We start from the raw sequence: 24,245 nt of genomic DNA on the forward strand, positions 1-24,245 counted from the left end.
GCCCTGGCCCGCTCGCTGGTCACCCGCCCGCGCCTGCTGCTGCTCGACGAGCCCCTGTCGGCGCTGGACGCGCGCATCCGCAAGCACTTGCGCGAGCAGATCCGCCGCATCCAGCAGGAACTGAAACTGACCACGGTGTTCGTCACCCACGACCAGGAGGAAGCGCTGACGCTGTCCGACCGCATCGTGCTGATGAACGCCGGGCGCATCGTCCAGAGCGGCGACGCCGAGACGCTCTATACCGCGCCGGAAAACGCCTTCGCCGCCGGCTTCATCGGCAACTACAACCTGCTCGACGCCGCCCAGGCGACGAAGCTGCTGGACCGTCCGTACCGCCAGCAGGTGGCGATCCGCCCCGAGTCGCTGCGCCTGAGCGTGGAGCCGGGCGAAGGCATCCCGGTTCGGGTACTCTCCCACAGCCTGCTGGGCAACGTGATCCGCTACCGGGTCGACGCCAGCGGCGTCGAGCTGACCGTGGACGTCCTCAACCGCAGCGCCGAGCGCCTGTACCCGGCCGGCACCCAGCTCGGCCTGCAAATCGACATTGAAAGCATTCGGGAGGTGGCCTGATGGCCCTGGTGATATTCGACCTCGACGACACCCTGATCGACGGCGATTGCGCGAGCCTGTGGAGCCAGCGCATGGCCGATCTCGGCTGGGTGGACGCGGAGTCGTTCCTCAAGCGCGACGCCGAACTCATGGCGCTGTACGCGCAGGGCAAGCTGCCCATGGAGGACTACATGGCCTTCGCCCTGGAGCCGATGGCCGGGCGCAGCGTGGACGAGATCGAACGGGAAGTGGAAGCCTTCGTCGAAGACGTGATCGAGCCGCTTATCCACAGCGACGCCTGCTCCACCCTCGCCCGCCACCGCGAGGCGGGTGACCGTCCGCTGGTGATCTCCGCCTCCGGTGTGCACCTGGTGCAGCCCATCGCCGAGCGCATCGGCATCGACGAGGTATTGGCGATCGACCTGGAAGTGGCGAACGGTCACTACACCGGCCGTACCCTGGGCGTGCTGACCTACCGCGAAGGCAAGGTGCTGCGCCTGCTCGACCTGCTCGAAGGCGATGACAGCCCGCTGGCCGAGGCGCACTTCTACTCCGACTCGCGCAACGACCTGCCGCTGCTCAAGTTGGTGGGCAAGCCGCATGTGGTGAATGCCGACCCGGTGCTGCTGGAGCACGCACAGAAAATGGGCTGGGACGTGCTGAACTGGAAGTGATTCCGGTGTGCCGGCCTGCCTGAATCGTCAGGCCGGCAATCTCTTCAGCAGGTGCTGCTGCATGCGTAACTCTTCCGTCTCCTGGGAGAGGTCCGGTGACAGCCGGGCAAAGGCCACCGCTCGCTCGAGCTGGCGGCGAAACTCCTGTTGATCCCCCGCAATCGCCGCGCGCATCGCCAGGCAGCGCGCCCAGATGCTCGTGTACTCGTGCTGCAGGCGCTGTGGCAACAACTCGTCGAACAGCCCAAGCTCACCCCCGGAGGCAACGGCCTGAGCGAAAGCCAGCTCGGCGCCGATCAACCGGAGCATGTCGTAAAGTACCTTCTGCAGCGCCTCAGGCAGTGCGTTGCGCTGCGCCTGGAAAGAAGCATCCAGCGCCGCGGCGTCCTCCCAGCGCCCCTGGACCTGCAGCGCGCGCAAACGGATGTAAAGCGCCACCAGAGGCATCGGCGCTTCCTGGGATTCCAGTAGTTGCAGGTCCGCCTCGGGCACCTGGTCCGCGCACAGCCCCGAGCACGACAGCCCCATCAGGCGGGCAAAAGCCAGTTGCGGATGCGCCGCATCCATCCCGCGCCACCAGCGCAGCATCCACAAGCCATCGCTGACCTGCTTGAGCTTGCCCTGTACCGGCAACAGATTGGCGACGCCCATGCACGTATTGGTCGCCGCCACCGCGATCAGAAGTCCCTGCGCTGGGCCGTCCTCCAGCGTCAGCGAAACCAGTCCCGCGAGCCCTGCCACGAGCAGGTTCGCCAGCGGCCCGCCGGCATTGAACCAGACATGCTGGCGCCGCCAGGGGCCGCGCGGGTCGGCAAACGCCATCACGTAACCCGCGAGCTTCTGTGGGTGCCTCGGCTGCCGGCTGAACGTCCAGCCACGGCGCCGCATGCGAAAATCCCAGCGGCCGACACGCAGGCGCATCACTGTCATGCCGCCCAGGCGCGCGCCGAGGAAGTGCCCGAACTCATGCACGAAGATGGATTGATAAATAGCCACCAAGCCCAGCAGCAGACCCGGAACGATCCACACCGGTTCGGTCGGAAGCGCGAGCATGCTCAGGACCATTCCCAGCGCGCCTGCTGCTCCGCCGAGGACGATCATCAACATCCGCAGGGGCGTGTTGAGCCACTCGGGCAACGACCAGAGGCCGGCGGTCTTGCAGATTCTGCTTTGCGACATCCCTGTCTCGCTCATGGCCGCTCCCTACGCCCCGCGCCTGATCAGCTCAGACTCTCGTCGATCAGCACCACTACCTTGCCTTGCACCTGATTGCTCGCCAGGGCATCGAAGGCGCTCTGCGCGTCGCGGACCGGGAAGGTGCGCTCCAGTTGCGGGCTGAGCTTGCCGGACTCGAGCAGCGGCCAGACCTTCTGCCCCAGCTCGGCGATCAACCGCGCCTTGAAGTCGGCGTCACGCGAGCGCAGGGTCGAACCGATGAGCTGGATGCGCTTGCCCAGCAGCAGGGCGAGGTCCAGCTCGGCCTTGCGACCGCCCATCAGGCCGATCACCACCCATCGCCCGTCACGGCCGAGTATCTCCAGGTCCAGCGCGGCGTAGTTCGCGCCCACCGGATCGAGGATCACGTCGAAGGGAGCGAAATCCCGCAGCGATTCGAGACTCTCGCCGCGCAGCACGCCGCCTTCGGCGCCCAGGCCCTCGCAATAGGCCAGCCGGTCAGCCGAACCGACACTGACCCAGCACGGACTGCCGAATGCCTTGCACAGCTGGATCCCAGCCGAGCCGACGCCGCTGGCGCCCGCATGCAGCAGCACCTTCTCGCCCGGCTGCAGCGCGCCGAGCATGAACAGGTTCAGCCAGGCGGTGGCGTAGACTTCCGGCAGCGCCGCGGCTTCAGCCAGGCTCAGGCCGGCGGGAACCGGCAGCGCGTGGCGCTCGTCCACCACCACTTCTTCGGCCATGCCGCCGCCGGCCAGCAGCGCGCAGACGCGGTCGCCCACCTGCCAGGTACTGCCGGCGCCGACTTCGGTGACCACACCGGAACATTCCAGGCCGATGATGTCGCTCGCTCCCGGCGGCGGCGGGTAATGGCCGGCCACCTGCAACAGGTCGGCACGGTTGAGTCCCGCGGCCGCGACCTGGATGCGGATCTGTCCCTGCGCGCAAGTCGGATTCGGGCGCTCGGCCCACTCCACTCGCCCTTCGATGCCTTGCAATGCGTTCACGCTGCCTCCATAGTGACTTCGCAGGGCCCGCTCCGTATGGTCGGGCCCTTTTTCTGCGCCGAATTCACCTGCGATTGAACCCGGCGCCGCCAATTAAGGCCTAATATGCGTCATAACTCCGCGATCAGTCGAATCAGCATGAAGCGATTTTTGCCCCGCACCGCCCTGTTGTTCATCCTCGGCGCAACCGCCCTTTCCTCTTTCGCGGCAACCACCAGCCCGAACGTCTGGGACGGCCTGCAACCCGACCGGGATCAAGTGATCGCCAGCCTCAACATCGTTGAGCTGCTCAAGCGCCATCACTACAACAAGCCGCCGCTGAACGACGAGCGCTCGGCGAAGATCTATGACAGCTACCTGAAGACCCTCGATCCGGCGCGCATGTACTTCACCGCGTCCGACATCGACCAGTTCGCGCCCTGGCGCACCCAGTTCGACGACTTCCTGAAAAGCGGCGAACTGGAGCCCGGCTTCACCATCTACAAGCGTCATCTCGACCGCCTGAAGGAGCGCCTGGACTTCGCCCTGGCGACCTTGAACAAGGGCGTCGACAAGATGGACTTCACCACCGACGAATCGCTGGAAATCGACCGCGAGAAATCGCCCTGGGCGAAAGACAGCGCCGCGCTCGACGACCTGTGGCGCAAGAAGGTGAAGGACGAGGTCCTGCGCCTGAAGATCGCCGGCAAGGACAACAAGGCCATCCAGGACCAGCTGACCAAGCGCTACAAGAACCAGCTGATGCGCCTGGAGCAGACCCGCAGCGAAGACATCTTCCAGGCCTACATCAACGCCTTCGCCCAGACCTACGATCCGCACACCCAGTACCTGTCGCCGGACAGCGCGGAAAACTTCGACATCAACATGAGCCTCTCGCTGGAAGGCATCGGCGCGGTACTGCAGAGCGACAACGACTACGTGAAGGTCGTGCGCCTGGTACCGGCCGGCCCCGCCGAGAAGAGCAAGCAGATCGCCACCTCCGACAAGATCATCGGCGTCGCCCAGGGCAAGGGCGAGATGGTCGACGTGGTCGGCTGGCGTCTGGATGAAGTGGTCAAGCTGATCCGCGGCCCGAAAGGCTCGCAGGTCCGCCTGGAAGTGATCCCGTCCACCAACGCACCGAACGACCAGACCAGCAAGATCGTCACCATCACCCGCGAGGCGGTGAAGCTGGAAGACCAGGCGGCGAAGAAGTCGGTCATCACCATCGATCACGAAGGCAGGAACTACAAGCTGGGCATCATCGACGTGCCGGCCTTCTACCTCGACTTCAAGGCCTATCGCGCCGGCGATCCGGACTACAAGTCCACTACCCGCGACGTGAAGAAACTGATCGGCGAGCTGCAGAAGGACAAGGTCGACGGTATCGTCATCGACCTGCGCAACAACGGCGGCGGCTCCCTGCAGGAAGCCACCGAGCTGACCGGCCTGTTCATCGACCAGGGCCCGACCGTGCTGGTGCGCAACAGCGACGGCCGCGTCGACGTGCTCAACGACGACGAGGGCAAGGCCTTCTACACCGGCCCGATGACCGTGCTGGTCAACCGCCTGTCCGCCTCGGCTTCGGAGATCTTCGCCGGCGCCATGCAGGACTACCACCGCGCGCTCATCGTCGGTGGCCAGACCTTCGGCAAGGGCACCGTGCAGACCATCCAGCCGCTGAACCATGGCGAGCTGAAGCTGACCCTGGCCAAGTTCTACCGCGTCTCCGGCCAGAGCACCCAGCACCAGGGCGTGATCCCGGACATCGCCTACCCGTCCATCGTCGACGACAAGGAAATCGGCGAAAGCGCCCTGCCCGACTCCATGCCGTGGGACACCATCAAGCCCGCGCTGAAGGCCCAGGCCGATCCGTTCAAGCCGTTCCTCGACCAGCTGCGCACCCGTCACGATGCGCGCACCGAGCACAACGCGGACTTCGTCTATGCCCGCGAGCGTCTCGCCCTGGCCCAGGAGCTGATGAAGGAAAAGACCGTCAGCCTCAACGAAGCCAAGCGCCGCGCCCAGCAGACCAGCATCGAGAACCGCCAGCTGGCCATGGAGAACGCCCTGCGCAAATCCAAGGGCCAGGAGCCGCTCAAGGAGCTGAAGAAGGAAGACGAGAACGCCCTGCCGGAAGAGGACAAGACCAAGCCGCAGGACGACGCCTACCTGACCGAGTCCGGGCATATCCTGATCGATTACCTGAATCTGGATTCCCAGGTGGCCAAACACTGATCGGGTGACATCAAACAGTCATGACACTGTCGTGAAATGCACAGGGCCGGGAAACCGGCCCTTTGCTTTTCCAGCCACCGAGAACCGTCATGACCGTCACCGAGCAGTTGAGCGCGCTGGACCATATCCTCGCTCACGGCGACCTGCACTGCCTGTTCCAGCCCATCCTGTCGCTCTCCGAAAGACGCCTGGTGGGCTATGAAGCCCTTACCCGCGGCCCGTCCAACGGCCCCCTGCACTCGCCCCTGACACTGTTCAGCATCGCCCGTAGCAGCGGCCGTCTCAGCCAACTGGAACTGCTCTGCCGGCGCAAGGCCTGTGCGCGCTTTCGCGACCTGAAGCTCGAGGGCAAGCTGTTCCTCAACGTGTCGCCGGAGTCCCTGCTGGAGCCGACCCACCAGCCCGGCCGCACCTTGCAGCTGCTGCAGACCTTCGGCATCTCGCCCAGCGACGTGGTGATCGAGCTGACCGAGCAGACGCCCATCGAGGACTTCACCCTCCTCGACACCGCGCTGCACCACTACCGCGCCATGGGCTTCTCCATCGCCCTGGACGACCTGGGCGCCGGTTACTCCAGCCTGCGCCTGTGGTCCGAGCTGCGCCCCGACTACGTGAAGATCGACCGCCACTTCATCGAAGGCATCCACCTGGACGCGGTGAAGCGCGAGTTCGTCGGCTCGATCCTGAAGATGGCCCACGCCTCCCGTGCCCAGGTGATAGCCGAGGGCATCGAGATTGCCGAAGAGCTCGCCGTGCTCTCGGAAATGGGCGTCGACCTGGTGCAGGGCTACCTGCTGGGCCGCCCCAACGAAACGCCGCCGCGCGACGCCCGCGCCCTGCTACCGGAGGTGGACAGCGCCGGCGCACTGCTCGCCGAGGAGCAGTCAGACCTCGAACCTTTGCTTCTGGAACAACCGGCGGTGCGCGACAGCACGCCCATCGGCGACGTGCTGGAAGCCTTTCGCGCCCAGGCCAACCTCAACTCCCTGGCCGTGCTGGATCGCGACGACCAGCCGGTGGGCATCATCCACCGGCACGCCCTGTCCGATGCCCTGCTCAAACCCTTCGCGCCGGAGCTGTATGCGCGCAAGCCGATCAGTCGCCTGATGAGCGATGACTTCCTCGCCGTGGAGCGCAGCCAATCGCTGCAGCAGGTCAGCCGCCTGCTCACCAGCCGCGCGCGGCAGCGCATCGAGGAAGACTTCATCATCACCCTGAACGGCCGCTACCTGGGGCTGGGCCGGGTGATTGACGTGCTCAAGCTGATCACCGAACAGAAGATCCGCCAGGCGCGCCATGCCAACCCGCTGACCCTGCTGCCGGGCAACGTGCCGATCCAGCAGTGCCTGGCCCGCCTGCTGCAACAAGGCCGCGAGGCGGTGGTGTGCTACGTAGACATCGATAGCTTCAAGCCCTTCAACGACCTCTACGGCTATGCGCGCGGCGACGAAGTCCTGCTCTGCCTGGCGCAATGCCTGGGCGAACGAGTGGACCCGACGCGGGACTTCGTCGGCCACATCGGCGGGGACGACTTCATGCTGGTGCTGGGGACGCCGGATTGGCGCGAACGCCTGAATCACCTGCTGGAGGATTTCCAGGGGCAGTGCCGGCGCTTCTACAGCCGCGAACACCTGGACGCAGGTTGCTTCGTCGCGCACAACCGCCAGGGGCGGCGCGAGGAGTATCCGCTGCTGTCGCTATCGATCGGCGTGGTGCACGTGAAGAGCGGCGCCGGGCAGCGCCTGGATGCCAGCCAGTTGGCCGGGCTCGCCTCGGAGGCCAAGCGTCACGCGAAGAACATGCCGGGCTACAGCCTGCACATCCTCACGGCCGAATGAATCACAGCCCCAACTGCCGGGCACGCGCCTCGTAGCGTTCGGCCTGGGCCTCATCCGGATCCAGCCCGGGGCCGCCGCTGCGATACAGCTCGCCGAGCTTGCGTGCCGCCAGCGGGTGGCCAGCCTCGGCGGCTTGCTGCCAGTACCGCGCAGCTTCCTGCGCATCACCGGCATGCCGGGTATCACCCTTGAGCGATTGCACGCCCACCTGGTAGGCCGCCTTGTGGTCTCCAGCCGCCGCGGCGAGACGCAGCAGACGCAGCCCCTCCTCGCGAGCGCCGAAACCCTGCCCGCGAAACAGCAGCAGGTGCCCGTAGAAACTCTGTGCGCCGACGTCGCCCAGGGCTGCCATGCGCGCGAACTGCCCCTGCATCCAGGCCCAGGAACGCGGCTGGCGAACCATCCACGGCCAACCCATCAGGCGCCGCGCCACGGCGTAACTCAACCGCGCACGCAAACGCCAGAACAGTTCGCGAGGTGTCGCCACGTCAGGGCTCCTCGGGATACTCGAACTCGAACACGCGCGCCACTTCCGCCGCATGCCAGCCGGCTGCGGCAGGACCATCCGGCGCGCCGGAGAAGCGGCCCAGGCGCTCGACGTATTCGAAGAAACCGGTGCGTGGCAGGCGGCTGGCGCCCTGGCTGATCACCAGCGAGCTGCGCAGCGGGCGTCCGGCACGGGCATCCAGAGCGGCCAGGTGTTCCAGCGCGGCGGTCAGCACGGTCATCGCCGGCGTCGGCAATTGCAGGCGCTCGATCAGCGCGCGGTAGGTGAGCAGATGGCGCTGGCGGCGGGCGTCTTCCAGCTCGCCGAGCAGGCCTTCCCAATGTTTGCGACTGATCTGCACGCTCAAGAAGCAGACTCCCCAGTGCCAAGGGCACGACGCAGGCCATGCTGGATGGCGTCGCTGGCTTCGCGTTCGCCGTTCTCGATCAGTTCCAGGTAGGACGGGCTGATGCCCACCGAACGCGCCAGCGTTTCGATGGAAAGGCTGCGTGCCTCGCGCAGGGCCTTCCAATCCGGCTGGTCGTCGAGCGCCGGGGCGGCAGCGGGCTTGACGACCTGGGCGACACCCCGGCCGGCGGCGGCCAGCAGGGCCTGGTATTCGGCCCAGGGAACCACGGCGTACTCCGCTTCGCCGTCACGCATGATGACTTGAACGTTCATGACAACACTCCTTGCAGGCCGCCATCTTAACAGCCTGATACGCGCCTGTGCCGGCTATACTGCGCAGCGTCTCTCGCCACCAGATATGGGGACCGACTTGCCGCGCCTGCTTCCGTTCTGCCTATGCCTGGCCAGCACCCTGTGCGGTGCCGAGGAACTGCGCTGGGGCTATTCGCCAAGCAACGGCATGCCCTACGCGGAAAGTATCGACCATGAATTGGCGCCTGGCTTCATTCGCGATCTGGGCGAAACCGTCGGACAGCGCCTGGGGCTCGAGGTTCGCTTCGTGGAAACCCCGGACAAGCGTGCCGAATCCGCGCTGGCGCAGGGCGCAATCCATCTGCTGTGCATCAACAACCCGCAGTGGATGAACGCGCCGGAAAAACTGCACTGGTCGCCCAGGCTGTTCGAGGAAGAGGACGCCCTCGCGCAACGGGCGGACAGCGCGCCGCTCGAGGACTTCTCCCGCATGGACGGCGTTCGCATCGGCACCAGCCTGGGCTACGTCTACCCTGCCCCGCTGATGCAGGCATTTGCCGACGGCCATGCGAAGCGCGCGGACGTGCGTGACCTGGATACGCGCCTGCACATGCTCGAAGCCGGTCGCCTGGACGCCCTGATCGACATGCGCCGGCCGCTGGAATTCCTGCTTGCCCAGCACCGCAACCTGCCCGTGGCGATCAGCCGCAACAATGTTCAGCGCTACTCGATCCACTGCTCGTACGGTCCGGCGCTGCCGCTCAACCCCGAGCGGCTGGACGCCTTGCTGCAGGCGATGGTCGATGACGGCTCCATCCAGCGCCTGCTGGGCGAACAGACGGCGCGGCTGCGTCAGAGACGCTGAACCGCTTCCGGCGGCGGCAGCTGCTTCAGGGCTTCGCGGGTTTCCACGCCCTGCGCGTCGCGCCAGACCTTGAAGGCGTCGATCTCCGATTGCCAGCGACTGACCACCCAGGCGAGCACCGCCAGGTCATCGAGGAAGCCCACGCCCAGCAGCCAGTCGGGCACCAGGTCCACCGGCGAGAGGAAATACAGCAGCGCCGCCACGACCGATACCAGCGCCTGGGAACTGAGGCCGCGGTAATCGCAGCGCACCCAGGCCACCAGCAATTCCTGCAGCAGCTTCAGGTCGGTCCTGGCCAGCTTGACCCGGCCGCTCTTGCGCGACACCGCGAACAGCAGCGTCGGCAATCTCCCGCCCGCGATGAAGCGACTGGCGAGTTTCAGGAAACGGTCAAATCCCGGAGGCTTTTTCATCGATTCACCTCGATAGGAAGATTCGTACAGGGCGGGTTCAGGTTATCCACCTTTCCTGTGGATAACTCTGTTGAAAGCCACCCTCGATATCGCCCAAAGGCCCACGCCACGAGGGCTGCAGACAGATCGGCGATTTTTTGTTCACCCCTACAAATGCGTTAAAAATCATGCAGTTGCGGCTAAGCGAAGGGCCCATCAATGTCAAGGGGAGGACATTGTTTCAACTGCGTCAAATATGTGCATAAGGGTAACACCGCGGCCCAGGTTACTCCCTTTCAGACCCGATGGTCAGCGCGCCGTTCCAGAGCGCCTTGCGCACAAATGAAAACGCCCCGTGGGTAACGGGGCGTTTCCTCTGGTACGAAGGTACTCAGTTACTTCTTCGGCTCTTCCGCCGGAGCTTCCGGGGCGTCCGGCTGGTTCGGGTCCTTGATGGCCAGCAGTTCCAGGTCGAACACCAGGACCGAGTTGGCCGGGATGGTCGGGCTCGGGCTCTGGGCGCCGTAGGCCAGTTCGCTGGGGATGAAGAGCTTGATCTTCTCGCCGACGTGCATCAGCTGCAGGGCTTCGACCCAGCCCGGAATCACGCCGCCAACCGGCAGGTCGATCGGGCTGCCACGCTGGATGGAGCTGTCGAAGACCGTACCATCGACCAGCTTGCCTTCGTAGTGAACGGTGACTACGTCGGTGGCCTTGGGCTGCGGGCCGTCGGCTTTCTTCACGACTTCGTACTGCAGGCCGGACTTGGTGGTGACCACGCCCTCACGCTTGCCGTTCTCGGCGAGGAACTTCTTGCCGGCTTCCAGGGCTTCGGCGTTCTTCTTGGCAACCTGCTCCTCAGCGCGCTTCTGCAGGGCGGTGAAAGCTTCGGTCAGCTCTTCGTCGGTCAGCTTCTGCTTCTGCTTGCCGACGGCATCCTCGATGCCTTGGGCGACGGCTTTGGAATCCAGGTCATTCATGCCTTCCTGGGCGAGGCTCTTGCCCATGTTCAGGCCGATGCCGTAGGAAGCTTTCTGCGCCGGGGTCTTGAGTTCCACTTCGGCGGCCTGTTTGTCGCAGCCCGCGAGAACCAGGCCGACCAGCGCGATCGCTGCCGCCAACCGATGTTGTTTCATGCTGAATCCTTGTCTTTGCGCCGTCATGGCTGAAGTAATGAAGCCGCGAGCTTATCAGGCGCTCGTGGCCAGTGGCTATGGGCAATAGGAACCACTACCGGGGGAGAAGTTCCCACAGCAAACTTATAAGAAAATTAACAGGATAAGTCGGACAGCCAGCACAGAAAACCTTCGATTCGCGCCAGGCAGTTGCTCACGGCAACGAATCGACAGGCAACAAAAAAGCCCTCAGGCATCGCTACCTGAGGGCTTTCGAAATGTGGCGCAGCGGACGGGACTCGAACCCGCGACCCCCGGCGTGACAGGCCGGTATTCTAACCGACTGAACTACCGCTGCGTCGGACCTCGAGTGGTGGGTGATGACGGGATCGAACCGCCGACCCTCTGCTTGTAAGGCAGATGCTCTCCCGGCTGAGCTAATCACCCTTCGTCTCGAAGTGGGGCGCATTCTACGGAGGACCTTGGCACCTGGCAAGCCCCCGGATGAAAAAAATTTTCAGATGTTCCAAAGGCTTAGATGAAGAGTGCGAATGACGAAACGGGGTTGGCCTGAACCGCGCCGAACGGAATAATGCATCCTTTGTGTCCAGGAGTTTGCCCCTCATGTGGTTCCGCAACCTGCTCGTATACCGCCTCACCCAGGATCTGCAGATCGACGCCGATGCCCTGGAGAAGGCCCTGGCCAGCAAGCCGGCGCGCTCCTGCGCCAGCCAGGAACTGACTACCTACGGTTTCTCCGCGCCTTTCGGCAAGGGCCCGGACGCTCCGCTGGTGCACGCCAGCGAAGGCTTCTTCCTGGTCAGCGCGCGCAAGGAAGAGCGCATCCTCCCCGGCAGCGTCGTGCGTGACGCACTCAAGGAGAAGGTCGACGAGATCGAAGCTGCGCAGATGCGCAAGGTCTACAAGAAGGAACGCGACCAGCTCAAGGACGAGATCGTCCAGACGCTGCTGCCGCGCGCCTTCATCCGCCGTTCGGTGACCTTCGCCGCCATCGCCCCGAGCCTGGGCCTGATCCTCGTCGACACTTCCAGCGCGAAGAAGGCCGAAGACCTGCTCTCCACCCTGCGCGAAGCGCTGGGCTCGCTGCCGGTTCGCCCGCTGACCGTGAAGACCGCGCCGACCGCCACCCTGACCGACTGGGTGAAGACCCAGGAAGCCGCCGGCGACTTCTTCGTCCTCGACGAGTGCGAGCTGCGTGACACCCATGAAGACGGCGGCGTGGTGCGCTGCAAGCGCCAGGACCTGACCAGCGAGGAAATCCAGCTGCACCTGACCTCCGGCAAGCTGGTCACCCAGCTGTCGCTGGCCTGGTCGGACAAGCTGTCCTTCGTCCTCGACGACAAGGTCGCGATCAAGCGCCTGCGTTTCGAAGACATGCTGCAGGAGAAGGCGGAGCAGGACGGTGGGGAAGACGCCCTCGGCCAGCTCGACGCCAGCTTCACCCTGATGATGCTGACCTTCGCCGAGTTCATCCCGGCGCTGATCGAAGCGCTCGGCGGCGAAGCGATGCCCGAAGGCATCTGATGCCACTGCAGGCGCCGCGTCCGCGCGGCGCCTGACGGATAAACAGGCCTACATAAAAAGAAGGAAGACCCATGCGTGCTCTCATCCTGCTCAGCCGCTTCATGGGCAACACCTTCGCCCTCTGGGTGCTGCTCTTCGCCATCCTGGCTTTCTTCGTCCCCTCGCTCTTCACTCCACTCACCGTCGCTATCGTGCCCATGCTCGGCGTGGTGATGTTCGGCATGGGCCTGACGCTAAAGGTCGAGGACTTCGCCGAAGTCGCCCGGCATCCCTGGCGTGTGACCCTCGGCGTGATCGCCCATTTCGTCATCATGCCCGGCATGGCCTGGCTGCTCTGCCAGTTGATGCACCTGCCCCCGGAAATCGCCGTGGGCGTCATCCTGGTCGGCTGCTGCCCCAGCGGCACCGCGTCCAACGTGATGACCTGGCTGTCGCGCGGTGACCTGGCGCTGTCGGTTGCCATCGCCGGCGTCACCACCCTCCTCGCCCCGCTGCTCACCCCGGCGCTGATCTGGCTGCTGGCCTCGGCCTGGCTGCCGGTGTCCTTCGGCGCGCTGTTCTGGTCGATCCTGCAGGTCGTGGTGGTGCCCATCGTCCTCGGCCTCGTCGCCCAGCGCCTGCTCGGCGCTCGGGTGCGCCACGTGGTGGACGTGCTGCCGCTGATCTCGGTGATTTCCATCGTGATCATCGTTGCTGCCGTGGTCGCCGCCAGCCAGGCGAAGATCGCCGAGTCCGGCCTGCTGATCATGGCCGTGGTGATCCTGCACAACGGCTTCGGCTTCCTCCTCGGCTACTTCACGGCCAAGGTCTTCGGCCTGCCGCTGGCGCAGCGCAAGTCGCTGGCACTGGAGGTCGGCATGCAGAACTCCGGCCTTGGCGCGGCCCTCGCCAGCGCGCATTTCTCGCCGCTGGCGGCTGTGCCCAGTGCGCTGTTCAGCGTCTGGCACAATATCTCCGGCGCCACGCTGTCCACCTGGTTCCGCCGCATGACCGACGAGCCATCGGTCCGGAAACAAGCCCCGCAATAGGGCAAAAATCCAGCGCCGGGTTGCCCGGCGCACCGACTTTGTGCAAAATAATGCACATTGTGAGGACGACCTCACCACCTTCCGGTGCTCCAGCGGGGACGGCCCTTCGTATCCATCCACCGTCTGGAGAGCTCCATGTCCTGGATCATTCTGTTCGTCGCCGGCCTGTTCGAAGTCGCCTGGGCCGTCGGATTGAAATACACCGAAGGTTTCACCCGTCCGATACCGACCGCTCTGACCGTGCTGGCGATCATCACCAGCATGGGCCTGCTTGGCCTGGCCATGAGAAATCTGCCGCTGGGCACCGCCTACGCCATCTGGACCGGCGTCGGCGCTGTGGGCACCGTCATCGTCGGCATCGTGCTGTTCGGCGAGTCCATGGCGCCGGTACGCCTGCTCAGCGTTGCGCTGATCCTGTGCGGACTGGTCGGCCTGAAATTGAGCCACTGACGCTGTATCGGTTCTCGATACCGGCGGGCTGTCGCTTTCCCGAAAATTTGTCGGTATGCTGCGGGCCACTGTGTTTGCTAGGGTCACTGTGGCTCGTGACCTGGTGGGGCCATTCCCCACCACCCGGCTTCGACTGCACCTTGCAACTCAGGACGAGCGCGGACCTTTTCCGCAAAACAATCTTCAATAGTTCAAGGTGTAATTCCATGTCGAATCGTCAGACCGGCACCGTCAAGTGGTTCAACGACGCTAAAGGCTTCGGCTTCATCACCCCGGAAAGCGGCAACGATGTATTCGTTCACTTCCGCTCCATCCAGGGCAATGGCTTCAAGTCGCTGCAGGAAGGCCAGAAGGTCTCCTTCATCGTCGTAGAAGGCCAGAAGGGCCTGCAGGCTGACGAAGTTCAGGTTATCTGATCCTCGTCCTGCACCACGAAAAAGCCCCGGCAATGCCGGGGCTTTTTCTTTTCCGTCGCAGCCTCAGCGGGCCGCGCCACGCAGTTCGGCTACCTGCTGCTGCAGCGCCAGGCGCTTGGCCTCCTGAGGCGCCACCGGCTGGCCGGCCACCAGGCAGACCCGCGACCACAAGCGGCGCAGGAAGCCCTTCTGCGGATCGCGGCTGAAGAAGCTGCCCCACAGCCCCTGCAACGCCATCGGGATCACCGGCACCGGGGTCTCCTCGATGATGCGCTCCACGCCGCCGCGGAACTCGTTCATCTCGCCGTCCAGGGTCAGCATGCCTTCGGGGAAGATGCACACCAGCTCCCCCTCGCGCAGGTACTCGGCGACCCTGGCGAAAGCCGTCTCGTAGGTCTGCGCATCTTCGTTGCGCCCGGCGATCGGCACGGCGCCCGCGGTGCGGAAGATGAAGTTGAGCACCGGGATGCGGAAGATCTTGTAGTACATGACGAAGCGCACCGGTCGACGCACCGAGCCTGCGATCAGCAGCGCATCGACGAAGGACACGTGGTTGCACACCAGCACAGCCGGGCCTTCATCGGGGATGGCTTCGAGGTTGCGGTGATCCACCCGGTACATCGAGTGGGTCAGCAGCCACACCAGGAAGCGCATGGTGAACTCGGGCACGATCTTGAAGATGTACACGTTCACCGCGACGTTCATCAGCGAGAGCACGAGGAACAGCTCGGGGATGGACAGCTTCGCCACCGACAGCAGCAGGATCGAGACGATCGCCGCGACCACCATGAACAGCGCGTTGAGGATGTTGTTTGCGGCGATCACCCGCGCACGCTTGTCTTCCTCGGTGCGCGCCTGGATCAGCGCATACAGCGGCACGATGTAGAAGCCGCCGAAGATACCGATGCCGAGGATGTCCGCCAGCACCGCCCAGGACTGCGAATGCTCCAGCACCGCCAGCCAGTTGTACGGCTGCTCGCCCTGCGGGAAGCCGCCCGAATGCCACCACAGGAGGATGCCGAACAGGCTCAGGCCGATGGAGCCGAAGGGCACCAGGCCGATCTCGACCTTCTTGCCGGAGAGCTTTTCGCAGAGCATCGAGCCCAGCGCGATCCCCACCGAGAACACGGTGAGGATCAGCGTCACCACGCTCTCGTCACCGTGCAGCAGCTCCTTGGCGTAGGTCGGGATCTGGGTCAGGTAGACCGCGCCGAGGAACCAGAACCAGGAGTTGCCTACCAGCGAGCGCGACACCGCCGGGCGCTGGCGCAGGCCCAGCAGGAGGATGCTCCAGGACTGGCGGAAGATGTTCCAGTCGATCTTCAACTCCGGCAGCGCGGCGGCAGCCCGGGGGATGTTGCGGCTGGCGAGGAAGCCGCAGACGGCAACCAGCACCACGGCAATGCCGACGCCGGCGGCGTAGTCCTGCCGCGACATCAGCACACCGGCGCCGATGGTGCCGCAGAGGATGGCAAGGAAGGTGCCCATCTCCACCAGGGCGTTGCCGCCCACCAGTTCGTCCTCGCGCAGGTGCTGCGGCAGGATCGAGTACTTCACCGGGCCGAACAGCGCCGAGTGGGTGCCCATGGCGAACAGCGCGAGGAACAGCAGCGGCAGGCTGCCGAACACGAAGCCCGCGGCGCCGACCGCCATGATCACGATCTCGGCCAGCTTCAGCGCGCGCATCAGCGCGTCCTTGTTGAACTTCTCGCCGAACTGTCCGCCCAGGGCGGAGAACAGGAAGAACGGCAGGATGAACAGCAATGCGCAGAGGTTGACCAGCAGGTTGCGGTCACCGCCGACGGTGAGGTGGTAGAGGATCGCCAGGATCAGCGACTGCTTGAAGATGTTGTCGTTGAACGCACCCAGCAACTGGGTAATGAAGAAGGGCAGGAATCGCTTGGTGCCCAGCAGGGCGAATTGCGAATGTTGAGACATCGTCCTTGTATACCTGCGTAGCGGCCTTGAGCCGGAATGACAGCACGGATATGACGGCAACTGGGTGAAGAAAAGCCACATTTTCCGCACAAATCCATTCGAACAGCGCGATCCGTGCATAAAAAAGCCCGTCGCGAAGGACGGGCTTTTTCCATGGGCCGGGCGACGTCAGAAGCCCACACTGCCCTGCACGTAGAAGGTGCGCGGCTCGCCGAGGTAGATACCGGCGTTGTTGTCGCTGGAGCGGGTGTAGTTCATCTGGTCGAAGAGGTTCTTCACCCCGGCGGCGACCTTCAGGTTGGACGCCTGCGGACCGAAGTCGTAGCCAACGCGGGCGTTCCACAGCACGTAGCCGGGGATGTCGCCGTACTGGCCATCGGCGCTCGGCTCGGTGATGTAGTTGTCGGTGAAGCTGCCGTTGGAGTTGGTGGTCGGGCCGGGCGCGCGCTGCTTCGACTGGGCGAAGCCGTCGAAGTTGTAGGTCCAGCGGTCATGCTCGTAGCGCAGGCCGATGGTCGCCACCTGGCGCGAGTACAGCGGCAGGTCGCGGCCCTTGAAGCCGGGAATATCGCCTTCGTAGGTCGCACGGGTGTAGGTCAGGGTGCCGTAGGCGGTCAGCCCGGCGAGTACCGGATCCAGCGCCGCCATGTCGTAGTGCGCCGAGGTCTCGATGCCCTGGTGCTTGGTGGCACCCAGGTTGGTCCAGCCCACGTCGTTGCTGATGTACTGCAGCTCGTCGTCGAAGTCGATGTAGAACAGCGTGACTTCGCCGCCCCAGGTGCCGTTGTCGTAGCGGGTGCCGACTTCGTAGGTCTTCGCCTTCTCCGGTTGCAGGCCGCTGGCGGTGTCGTTGCCGCTACCGCCCTGGCCGAGCTGGAAGTACTGCAGGCTGCCGAAGGAGGTCTCGTAGTTGGCGAACAGCTTCCACTCGTTGGACAGGTGATACATCACCGCCAGCGCCGGCAGCGGCTCGTTGTAGTCCTTGCTGCGGTTCTTCTCCTGGACCGGCTTGCCCTTGTTGTCGATGACCGGGCGCTCGTGCCAGTCGGTGGAGATGCGCTCGAAGCGGATGCCGGGGGTGACGGTCCAGTTGCCCACGTCGATCTTGTCGTCGAGGTAGATGGAGTTCGCCTCGGTGCCGCCGGTGCGGTCCTGGTAGGTGTGGCCATCGCCGCCGGGAGTCGGCAGCGTGGTCGGGATGTTGTTGATCAGCGCGACCTGGCTGGCGCGCTCGTGCATCGCCTCCTTCAGGTAGCGGTAGCCGATGCTGGCTTCCTGGGTGGTCGGGCCGACCATGAAGATCTTCGAGACGCGCGGCTCGATACCGAAGGTATGGTAGTCGCGCGGGTAGGACGCCAGGGTCTTGAGGTCACGGTTGGCGATGGTGCTGCCACGGAAACTGTCGCTGTAGTAGGTCAGCACCTCGACCTGGGTGAGGTCGTCGATCTGCCGCTTGTACTTGAGCGAGACGTCCTTGCGGCGGCCGGTGAAGTTGTCGTAGTCGCGCACCGACTGGTACGGGTCCTTGTCGAACTGCGCCTGGGTCAGGCCGCCGGGCATGTCGGCGCTGCCGTCGTAGTAATGGAAGTTGGCGGAGAACTCATCGACGTCGGTGGGTGCCCAGTGGGTCTTGAACATCACGTCGTCGATGTCGGTGGCGTCGTTGCTGTCGCGGTAGCCCGCGCCTTTCACGCCCGAGTACAGCAGCGCAGCGCCCATGCCGTTGTCGGCGGTGCCGCCGAGGAAGGCGTTGTAGAGCTTCTTCCAGCCACCGTGGGAAGCGGTTTCCACGGTGCTGCCGACGTCACCGGAGAATTCCTTGGGAATCGCGCGGGTGACGAAGTTGATCACCCCGCCGACGTTCTGCGGGCCATAGCGTACGGAACCGGCGCCGCGCACGACGTCGACGCTGTCGAGGTTGCCCACCGACAGTGGGAACATCGACAACTGCGGCTGCCCGTAGGGCGCCACCGCAGCCGGGACGCCATCGATGAGCACGGTGGAGCGCGGCGACAAGCGCGAGGTCAGGCCGCGCACGCCGACGTTGAGCGAGACATCGCTGCCACCGGTGCCGTTGTTGTCCTGCACCTGCAAACCGGGAATGCCACGCAGCACGTCGCGCACGTTCTGCGCGCCCTCTTCGATCATCTGCTCGCGACGCACCACGGTGCGCGCGCCGGGGTGGTTCTGCACCACCTGCTGGTCGGCCTCGCCGAGCCAGTCACCGACCACGGTGACGGTCTCCAGCTCCTTGGTTTCTTCCTCGGCCTGCGCTGGCAGCAGCGGCGTGGCCAGGGCTACGGCGATCGCCAGGCGCGACCACGAACGAACGTGCGACATGCTTCCCCCTCCCCGGGTACTTCGTGAAGGAGGGGAAAACTAGAGCCGAATGTAAAGTTTGTAAATGCAAATGTATCGCAAATGAAAAAATATTCCGGTTGACTCAGATTCTCTTTTCGGCTTTCCGCACCGTGATCACCCGCGACGGCGATGAGCCGGCAGGGTTTTCAAGGGCGAAGCGCGGCTGACATCAACACAGGAAGACTCAGGCGGTTCGGAAGGACCGCGCACAGGCCTGTCGGTACTCGCCGGGGCCGACGCCATAGGCCTGCTTGAACTGCCTGCTGAGATGGCTCTGGTCGGCAAAACCCAGCTGCATCGCCACGTTCACCGGCATGCAGCCTTGCTTGAGCAGTGCCCGCGCCTGCTCCAGGCGACGCTGCTTGAGCCAGGCGTGAGGCGGCAAGCCCGTGGCCTTGCGGAACACGCGGGCGAAGTGGAAAGGCGAGAGGCCGACGGCAGCGGCCAGTTCCTCCAGCGAGGGCGGTTCCATCAGCCGCGAACCGAGCAGCTCGCGGGCGCGGGCCACCGCCACGGGTTCATTGCCCGCCGGTGGCGCCTCGGGAATCCGCGCGTGGCGCTGGAACAGCAGCAGGAGCGCCTCGCGCCAGCAGGTCTGGCGCTGCAGCACCGTGGCGTCGGAATCCACCAGGCGGTGGGCGGCGAACAGCGCCTGCACCAGCTCCGGGTCGAACACCACGCTGGCGTCGAAGGACGGCGTGCCGCCTGCGCCGAGTTCCAGTTCCTCCAGCACGCCGGAAACCTGCGCCAGCTCCGGATAGAAGCCGCGATAGCGCCAGCCGGCCTCATCGGCCTTGGAACCGGTATGCACCTCATCGGGATTGATCAGCACCACGCTGCCGGCCGGGGCGAAGTGCTCGGCGCCGCGATGGTGGAAGCGCTGCGCGCCCTGCTCGATCATGACGAAGGCGAAGCCTTCATGGACGTGCGGCGAGAACACCTGCTCGATGTAGCGCGCGTGCAGCAGCTCGACGCCGCCCAGCTCCTGGGCGCGCCAGAAGCGGGTGCGTTCGCCGCTCGCGTGGTGTTCTGTCATGGTCGTGCCTCGATGTCGCACCGCTGCTCTGCAGAGCGTGCGGGGCGATCACCTTACACCGCCCCTTCAGCCGTTGAAACCAGCCTCCAGCGCAGCCTTCACCTGCGGCCATTCCTGGTCGGTGATGCTGTAGAGGATGGTGTCGTCCAGCCGCCCGCCAGCCAGGCGCCGATGGTTGCGCAGCACGCCCTCGCGCAGCGCGCCGAGTTTTTCGATGGCGCGCTGGGAGCGCTCGTTGCTGGCGGCGGTCTTGAACTGCACGCGGACCATCTTCCAGCTGTCGAAGGCGTGGCGCAGCATCAGGTACTTCATGGTCGCGTTGAGGCCGCTGCCGTGCTGGGCCTGGTCCAGCCAGGTGGCGCCGATCTCGCAGGCCGGCAGTGCCGGAAGGAAGTCCATGAAGCGCGTGGTGCCGACGATCTGGTTACCCAGGCGTACCACCAGCGGCAGGGCGCGGCCTTCGCGCTGGTCGGCCAGGCCCTGGCGGTACCAGTCCGGGCGCCCCGGCGCACTCATGAACTGCAGGACGTCGCGGTTCTGCTCCGCCAGCGTCACCAGGTCCGGCACGTCGGCCTCCACCATCGGCTCCAGGCGCAGGGCCCCGCGCTGCAAGGTGATGGGTAACGGTCTGAACATGGCGCCCTCCTCGAAACACGACGCGAAATCATCGCTCACATCAGAGCGTAGCGGCCCGATGAAGTGCCGCGCGCCAGCAGGCGCACGACAGACGGACCGCGAAAAGCCCGGCAAGCTACCAGCCCGGCGCCCCGCCCTCAAGTGTGAGGCGTGACACAGCGCCACTGAGACATTGGTAGCAGGCGTCTGACAGTTCCGAACTTTGATGCGAAACTGCTGCGAGTGCTCCTGCGGGGGAGCCTGTCCACTTCCGGAGTCAGCATGTCGTTGTCCAGTGGGTTGATCGCAACGGTCGCCCTGCTCTACATGGCGGTCCTGTTCGCCATCGCGTTCTATGGCGACCGCCGTCGCGCCCCTCTTTCGCCGCGTGTCCGCGCCTGGGTCTACAGCCTCTCGCTGGCCGTGTACTGCACCAGCTGGACCTTCTTCGGCGCCGTCGGCCAGGCCGCCGACCAGCTGTGGTCATTCCTGCCGATCTATGTCGGCCCCGTCCTGCTGATGCTCTTCGCGCCCTGGGTGCTGCAGAAGATGATCATGATCAGCAAGCAGGAGAACATCACTTCCATCGCCGACTTCATCGCCGCGCGCTACGGCAAGTCGCAGGCGCTGGCGGTCGTGGTGGCGCTGATCTGCGTGGTCTGCGTGCTGCCCTACATCGCCCTGCAGCTCAAGGGCATCGTGCTCGGGGTGAACCTGCTGATCGGCGCCGGCCCCGATTCCACCGGCATTCGAGCCCAGGACACGGCGCTGATCGTGTCGCTGATCCTCGCGCTGTTCACCATCGTCTTCGGTACCCGCAACCTGGACGTCACCGAGCACCACCGCGGCATGGTGCTGGCCATCGCCTTCGAGTCGCTGGTCAAGCTCACCGCCTTCCTCGCCGTCGGCATCTTCGTCACCTACGGCCTCTATGACGGCTTCGGCGACCTGGTGGACAAGGCGCGCGTCGCCCCGCAGCTCACCGAGTACTGGAAGGAGACCGTTCACTGGCCGGCGGTGCTGCTGCAGACCGGCGTGGCGATGACCGCCATCATGTGCCTGCCGCGCCAGTTCCACGTGCTGGTGGTGGAGAACATCGAGCCGCGCGACCTGAACCTGGCACGCTGGGTATTCCCGATCTACCTGGTACTGGCCGCGCTGTTCGTGGTGCCCATCGCCCTAGCCGGGCAGATGCACCTGCCGGCCGGCGTGATGCCCGACTCCTTCGTCATCAGCCTGCCGCTGGCCGAGGCGCATCCGGCGCTGGCCCTGCTGGCCTTCATCGGCGGCGCTTCGGCGGCCACCGGCATGGTCATCGTGGCCAGCGTGGCGCTGTCCACCATGGTCTCCAACGACATGCTGCTGCCCTGGCTGCTGCGCCGCAAAGGCGAAGCCGAGCAGCCCTTCGAGGTGTTCCGCCACTGGCTGCTGACCGTGCGCCGGGTGAGCATCGCGCTGATCCTCCTGCTGGCCTACGTCAGCTACCGCCTGCTGGGCTCCACCGCGAGCCTGGCCACCATCGGCCAGATCGCCTTCGCCGCCATTGCCCAGCTGGGTCCGGCGATGATCGGCGCGCTGTACTGGAAGCAGGCCAACCGCCGGGGCGTGTTCGCCGGTCTGGCTGCCGGTTCGCTGCTGTGGGCCTACACCCTGGTCTTGCCGGTGGTCGCCAAGGGCCTGGGCTGGCCGCTGCACACCTTCCCCGGCCTGGCCTGGCTCGCCGGCCGCCCGTTCGGCCTGTCCATCGAGCCGCTGACCCTGGGCGTGCTGCTCTCGCTGATCGGCAACTTCGCGCTGTTCGGGCTGGTCTCGGTGTTTTCCCGCACCCGCGTCTCCGAGCACTGGCAGGCCAGCCGCTTCATCGGCCAGGAAATCTCCCAGAAGCTCAGCTCGCGCTCGATGCTCGCGGTGCAGCTGGAAGACCTGCTGATGCTCGCCGCGCGCTTCGTCGGCGAGGAGCGCGCACGGCAAAGCTTCATCCGCTTCGCCTACCGCCAGGGCAAGGGCTTCACCCCCAGCCAGAACGCCAACGATGAGTGGATCGCCCACACCGAACGCCTGCTCGCCGGCGTGCTCGGCGCCTCTTCCGCGCGCGCCGTGGTGAAGGCCGCCATCGAAGGCCGCGAGATGCAGGTGGAGGACGTGGTGAAGATCGCCGACGAAGCCTCCGAGGTCCTGCAGTTCAACCGTGCGCTGCTGCAAGGCGCCATCGAGAACATCACCCAGGGCATCAGCGTGGTCGACCAGTCTTTGCGACTGGTGGCCTGGAACCACCGTTACATCGAACTGTTCGAGTACCCCGACGGGCTGATCTACGTCGGCCGGCCCATCGCCGACATCATCCGCTACAACGCCGAACGCGGCCTGTGCGGGCCGGGCGACCCGGACCTGCACGTGGCCAAGCGCCTGTACTGGATGCGCCAGGGCACGCCGCACACCTCCGAGCGGCTGTTCCCCAACGGCCGGGTGATCGAGCTGATCGGCAACCCGATGCCGGGCGGCGGCTTCGTCATGAGCTTCACCGACATCACCAACTACCGCGACGCCGAGCAGGGCCTGAAGGATGCCAACGAGAGCCTGGAGCAACGGGTGCAGGAGCGCACCTTCGAGCTCTCGCAGCTCAACCAGGCGCTCACCGAGGCCAAGGGCACGGCCGAGGCGGCGAACCAGTCGAAGTCGCGCTTCCTCGCCGCGGTCAGCCACGACCTGATGCAGCCGCTGAACGCCGCGCGGCTGTTCTCCGCCGCCCTCGCCCACCAGGAAAAACTCCCCGAGGAGGCCACCGAACTGGTGCGCCACCTGGACTCGTCGCTGCGCTCGGCAGAAGACCTGATCACCGACCTGCTGGACATCTCGCGTCTCGAGGGAGGCCGCGTCAGCGCCGACGTCGCGGCCTTCCCGCTGAGCAACCTGTACGACACCCTCGGCGTGGAATTCCGCGTGCTGGCCCAGGAGCACGGCATCGATTTCCATGTGCGCGGCAGCAAGCTGCGCGTGGAAAGCGACATCAAGCTGCTGCGCCGCGTGCTGCAGAACTTCCTCACCAACGCCTTCCGCTACGCCAAGGGCCACGTGCTGCTGGGCGTGCGCCGCGAGGCCGGGCACCTGCGCCTGGAAGTCTGGGACCACGGCCCGGGCATCCCTCCGGACAAGCTGCAGGTGATCTTCGAGGAATTCAAACGCCTGGACAGCCACCAGACCCGCGCCGAAAAGGGCCTGGGCCTGGGCCTGGCCATTGCCGACCGGCTGTGCAAGGTGCTCGGCCACCGTCTGGAAGTGCGCTCCTGGCCGGGCAAGGGCAGCGTGTTCAGCGTCAGCGTGCCGCTGGCGCGCCAGCCGGCTCCGGCGCCGCTCAACGGCCACAAGGTGGAAACGCCGCAGCAGCTCAACGGCGCGCAAGTGCTGTGCGTGGACAACGAGGACAGCATCCTCACCGGCATGAACAGCCTGCTGACCCGCTGGGGCTGCCGCGTGCTCACCGCGCGCAGCCGCGAAGAATGCCAGGCGTTGCTGGATGAGGACGCGCGCCCGCAACTGGCACTGATCGACTACCACCTGGACGACGGGGAGCTGGGCACCGACCTCATGGCCTGGCTGCGCACGCGCCTGGGCGAGCCGGTGCCGGGCGTGGTGATCAGCGCGGATGCCCGCCCCGAGCTGGTGGCGCAGATCCACGCGGCCGGTCTGGACTTCCTGCCCAAGCCGGTGAAGCCGGCGGCGTTGCGGGCGTTGTTGAGTCGGCATTTGAGCCTGAGATAAATCGTCCAGGCGTGCTTTGGCAGCAGCGGCGGTTCGCGAGCAAGCTCGCTCCTACAGGGAAAAGTCAGGCGCTCTTCGTAGGAGCTGTGTCTTTTTCACATATACGAGCCCACGAGA

General features: G+C 65.4%; 20 protein-coding genes, 2 tRNA genes and 1 pseudogene. 10 read left to right on the plus strand and 13 right to left on the minus strand.

Features of this window, described 5'->3' with window-relative positions:
• Both ACCC94_RS14095 and ACCC94_RS14100 read left to right on the plus strand, forming a co-directional pair.
• Positions 1-570: ABC transporter ATP-binding protein (locus ACCC94_RS14095; protein WP_413350128.1), on the plus strand; the 570-nt coding region annotated here is incomplete at its 5' end.
• Complete coding sequence (locus ACCC94_RS14100) at positions 570-1,223, plus strand: HAD family hydrolase (RefSeq protein WP_413350129.1); 654 nt, start codon at positions 570-572, stop codon at positions 1,221-1,223. The genes ACCC94_RS14095 and ACCC94_RS14100, both read left to right, overlap by 1 nt.
• 27 nt (positions 1,224-1,250) lie before the next feature.
• Here the strand turns inward: ACCC94_RS14100 and ACCC94_RS14105 are convergent, their stop codons facing one another.
• The gene (locus ACCC94_RS14105; protein WP_413350131.1) at positions 1,251-2,417 is read right to left on the minus strand and encodes a site-2 protease family protein; all 1,167 of its coding nucleotides are present in this window, start codon (positions 2,415-2,417) and stop codon (positions 1,251-1,253) included.
• Between the two features lie 26 nt (positions 2,418-2,443).
• Positions 2,444-3,406 carry an NAD(P)H-quinone oxidoreductase gene (locus ACCC94_RS14110; RefSeq protein WP_413350133.1) on the minus strand — a complete coding sequence of 321 codons (963 nt, stop codon included), beginning with the start codon at positions 3,404-3,406 and terminating at the stop codon, positions 2,444-2,446.
• Positions 3,407-3,544: 138 nt separating this feature from the next.
• Here ACCC94_RS14110 and ACCC94_RS14115 point away from each other — a divergent pair, with 138 nt between their 5' ends.
• Positions 3,545-5,623 carry a carboxy terminal-processing peptidase gene (locus ACCC94_RS14115; protein ID WP_413350134.1) on the plus strand — a complete coding sequence of 693 codons (2,079 nt, stop codon included), beginning with the start codon at positions 3,545-3,547 and terminating at the stop codon, positions 5,621-5,623.
• Positions 5,624-5,712: 89 nt separating this feature from the next.
• Positions 5,713-7,461 (plus strand): bifunctional diguanylate cyclase/phosphodiesterase, encoded by a 1,749-nt coding sequence (locus tag ACCC94_RS14120; protein WP_413350135.1) that lies wholly within the window; start codon positions 5,713-5,715, stop codon positions 7,459-7,461.
• A 1-nt stretch (position 7,462) separates the two neighbouring features.
• On the opposite strand, the gene ACCC94_RS14125 is transcribed toward ACCC94_RS14120, so the two are convergent.
• The 3 genes from ACCC94_RS14125 to ACCC94_RS14135 all read right to left on the minus strand — a co-directional run bounded on the left by ACCC94_RS14125 (position 7,463) and on the right by ACCC94_RS14135 (position 8,629).
• Positions 7,463-7,879 carry a sel1 repeat family protein gene (locus ACCC94_RS14125; RefSeq protein ID WP_413350148.1) on the minus strand — a complete coding sequence of 139 codons (417 nt, stop codon included), beginning with the start codon at positions 7,877-7,879 and terminating at the stop codon, positions 7,463-7,465.
• A 70-nt stretch (positions 7,880-7,949) separates the two neighbouring features.
• Entirely contained in the window at positions 7,950-8,315 is a 366-nt protein-coding gene (locus ACCC94_RS14130) for a hypothetical protein (RefSeq protein ID WP_413350137.1), read from the minus strand.
• Complete coding sequence (locus ACCC94_RS14135) at positions 8,312-8,629, minus strand: helix-turn-helix domain-containing protein (RefSeq protein ID WP_413350139.1); 318 nt, start codon at positions 8,627-8,629, stop codon at positions 8,312-8,314. The genes ACCC94_RS14130 and ACCC94_RS14135 overlap by 4 nt, the downstream gene beginning before the upstream one ends.
• 85 nt (positions 8,630-8,714) lie before the next feature.
• Between ACCC94_RS14135 and ACCC94_RS14140 the strand changes: the two genes are divergently transcribed.
• Complete coding sequence (locus ACCC94_RS14140) at positions 8,715-9,473, plus strand: substrate-binding periplasmic protein (RefSeq protein WP_413350140.1); 759 nt, start codon at positions 8,715-8,717, stop codon at positions 9,471-9,473.
• Here the strand turns inward: ACCC94_RS14140 and ACCC94_RS14145 are convergent.
• The 4 genes from ACCC94_RS14145 to ACCC94_RS14160 all read right to left on the minus strand — a co-directional run bounded on the left by ACCC94_RS14145 (position 9,461) and on the right by ACCC94_RS14160 (position 11,427).
• The gene (locus tag ACCC94_RS14145; RefSeq protein WP_413350141.1) at positions 9,461-9,886 is read right to left on the minus strand and encodes a YkvA family protein; all 426 of its coding nucleotides are present in this window, start codon (positions 9,884-9,886) and stop codon (positions 9,461-9,463) included. The genes ACCC94_RS14140 and ACCC94_RS14145 overlap by 13 nt on opposite strands.
• A gap of 374 nt (positions 9,887-10,260) precedes the next feature.
• Complete coding sequence (locus ACCC94_RS14150; protein ID WP_413350142.1) at positions 10,261-11,001, minus strand: FKBP-type peptidyl-prolyl cis-trans isomerase; 741 nt, start codon at positions 10,999-11,001, stop codon at positions 10,261-10,263.
• A gap of 260 nt (positions 11,002-11,261) precedes the next feature.
• Positions 11,262-11,338: transfer RNA gene (locus ACCC94_RS14155), tRNA-Asp, on the minus strand.
• A gap of 13 nt (positions 11,339-11,351) precedes the next feature.
• A tRNA-Val gene (locus tag ACCC94_RS14160) sits at positions 11,352-11,427 on the minus strand.
• A gap of 177 nt (positions 11,428-11,604) precedes the next feature.
• Here ACCC94_RS14160 and rdgC point away from each other — a divergent pair.
• From rdgC to ACCC94_RS14180, 4 genes are all read left to right on the plus strand, one after another.
• Positions 11,605-12,525, plus strand: a complete 921-nt coding sequence (rdgC, locus tag ACCC94_RS14165; protein WP_017522054.1) for a recombination-associated protein RdgC — start codon at positions 11,605-11,607, stop codon at positions 12,523-12,525.
• Positions 12,526-12,596: 71 nt separating this feature from the next.
• Positions 12,597-13,553: a bile acid:sodium symporter family protein gene (locus tag ACCC94_RS14170; protein ID WP_413350143.1), complete on the plus strand. Its 957-nt coding sequence runs from the start codon at positions 12,597-12,599 to the stop codon at positions 13,551-13,553.
• A 135-nt stretch (positions 13,554-13,688) separates the two neighbouring features.
• Positions 13,689-14,003 (plus strand): quaternary ammonium compound efflux SMR transporter SugE, encoded by a 315-nt coding sequence (gene sugE, locus ACCC94_RS14175; protein WP_017522056.1) that lies wholly within the window; start codon positions 13,689-13,691, stop codon positions 14,001-14,003.
• A 206-nt stretch (positions 14,004-14,209) separates the two neighbouring features.
• Positions 14,210-14,419 carry a cold-shock protein gene (locus ACCC94_RS14180; protein WP_015478234.1) on the plus strand — a complete coding sequence of 70 codons (210 nt, stop codon included), beginning with the start codon at positions 14,210-14,212 and terminating at the stop codon, positions 14,417-14,419.
• A gap of 63 nt (positions 14,420-14,482) precedes the next feature.
• On the opposite strand, the gene ACCC94_RS14185 is transcribed toward ACCC94_RS14180, so the two are convergent.
• The 4 genes and pseudogenes from ACCC94_RS14185 to ACCC94_RS14200 form a co-directional block, all read right to left on the minus strand.
• The gene (locus tag ACCC94_RS14185) at positions 14,483-16,357 is read right to left on the minus strand and encodes an MFS transporter (protein WP_413350144.1); all 1,875 of its coding nucleotides are present in this window, start codon (positions 16,355-16,357) and stop codon (positions 14,483-14,485) included.
• A gap of 168 nt (positions 16,358-16,525) precedes the next feature.
• A complete protein-coding gene (locus ACCC94_RS14190; protein ID WP_413350145.1) occupies positions 16,526-18,697 on the minus strand; it encodes a TonB-dependent receptor family protein in 2,172 nt (723 codons plus the stop codon).
• A 205-nt stretch (positions 18,698-18,902) separates the two neighbouring features.
• The gene (locus ACCC94_RS14195; RefSeq protein WP_413350146.1) at positions 18,903-19,754 is read right to left on the minus strand and encodes an AraC family transcriptional regulator; all 852 of its coding nucleotides are present in this window, start codon (positions 19,752-19,754) and stop codon (positions 18,903-18,905) included.
• 66 nt (positions 19,755-19,820) lie between these two features.
• Positions 19,821-20,422, minus strand: a pseudogene (locus ACCC94_RS14200) (GNAT family N-acetyltransferase).
• A 229-nt stretch (positions 20,423-20,651) separates the two neighbouring features.
• Here ACCC94_RS14200 and ACCC94_RS14205 point away from each other — a divergent pair.
• Complete coding sequence (locus ACCC94_RS14205; RefSeq protein ID WP_413350147.1) at positions 20,652-24,128, plus strand: NahK/ErcS family hybrid sensor histidine kinase/response regulator; 3,477 nt, start codon at positions 20,652-20,654, stop codon at positions 24,126-24,128.
• The last annotated feature ends 117 nt before the right edge of the window (positions 24,129-24,245 follow it).

Origin of the sequence: Pseudomonas sp. Pseusp97 (genome assembly GCF_047304025.1) — a bacterium.
GTDB lineage: Bacteria > Pseudomonadota > Gammaproteobacteria > Pseudomonadales > Pseudomonadaceae > Pseudomonas.

Bases quoted from the DNA above. Each gene is read 5' to 3' on its own strand.
- ACCC94_RS14195 (WP_413350146.1), bottom strand. From the start codon at position 19,754: ATGACAGAACACCACGCGAGCGGCGAACGCACCCGCTTCTGGCGCGCC.
- ACCC94_RS14105 (WP_413350131.1), bottom strand. From the start codon at position 2,417: ATGAGCGAGACAGGGATGTCGCAAAGCAGAATCTGCAAGACCGCCGGC.
- ACCC94_RS14190 (WP_413350145.1), bottom strand. From the start codon at position 18,697: ATGTCGCACGTTCGTTCGTGGTCGCGCCTGGCGATCGCCGTAGCCCTG.
- ACCC94_RS14135 (WP_413350139.1), bottom strand. From the start codon at position 8,629: ATGAACGTTCAAGTCATCATGCGTGACGGCGAAGCGGAGTACGCCGTG.
- ACCC94_RS14140 (WP_413350140.1), top strand. From the start codon at position 8,715: ATGGGGACCGACTTGCCGCGCCTGCTTCCGTTCTGCCTATGCCTGGCC.
- ACCC94_RS14185 (WP_413350144.1), bottom strand. From the start codon at position 16,357: ATGTCTCAACATTCGCAATTCGCCCTGCTGGGCACCAAGCGATTCCTG.
- ACCC94_RS14100 (WP_413350129.1), top strand. From the start codon at position 570: ATGGCCCTGGTGATATTCGACCTCGACGACACCCTGATCGACGGCGAT.
- ACCC94_RS14115 (WP_413350134.1), top strand. From the start codon at position 3,545: ATGAAGCGATTTTTGCCCCGCACCGCCCTGTTGTTCATCCTCGGCGCA.
- ACCC94_RS14125 (WP_413350148.1), bottom strand. From the start codon at position 7,879: ATGGGTTGGCCGTGGATGGTTCGCCAGCCGCGTTCCTGGGCCTGGATG.
- ACCC94_RS14120 (WP_413350135.1), top strand. From the start codon at position 5,713: ATGACCGTCACCGAGCAGTTGAGCGCGCTGGACCATATCCTCGCTCAC.
- sugE (WP_017522056.1), top strand. From the start codon at position 13,689: ATGTCCTGGATCATTCTGTTCGTCGCCGGCCTGTTCGAAGTCGCCTGG.
- ACCC94_RS14150 (WP_413350142.1), bottom strand. From the start codon at position 11,001: ATGAAACAACATCGGTTGGCGGCAGCGATCGCGCTGGTCGGCCTGGTT.
- ACCC94_RS14145 (WP_413350141.1), bottom strand. From the start codon at position 9,886: ATGAAAAAGCCTCCGGGATTTGACCGTTTCCTGAAACTCGCCAGTCGC.
- rdgC (WP_017522054.1), top strand. From the start codon at position 11,605: ATGTGGTTCCGCAACCTGCTCGTATACCGCCTCACCCAGGATCTGCAG.
- ACCC94_RS14180 (WP_015478234.1), top strand. From the start codon at position 14,210: ATGTCGAATCGTCAGACCGGCACCGTCAAGTGGTTCAACGACGCTAAA.
- ACCC94_RS14170 (WP_413350143.1), top strand. From the start codon at position 12,597: ATGCGTGCTCTCATCCTGCTCAGCCGCTTCATGGGCAACACCTTCGCC.
- ACCC94_RS14205 (WP_413350147.1), top strand. From the start codon at position 20,652: ATGTCGTTGTCCAGTGGGTTGATCGCAACGGTCGCCCTGCTCTACATG.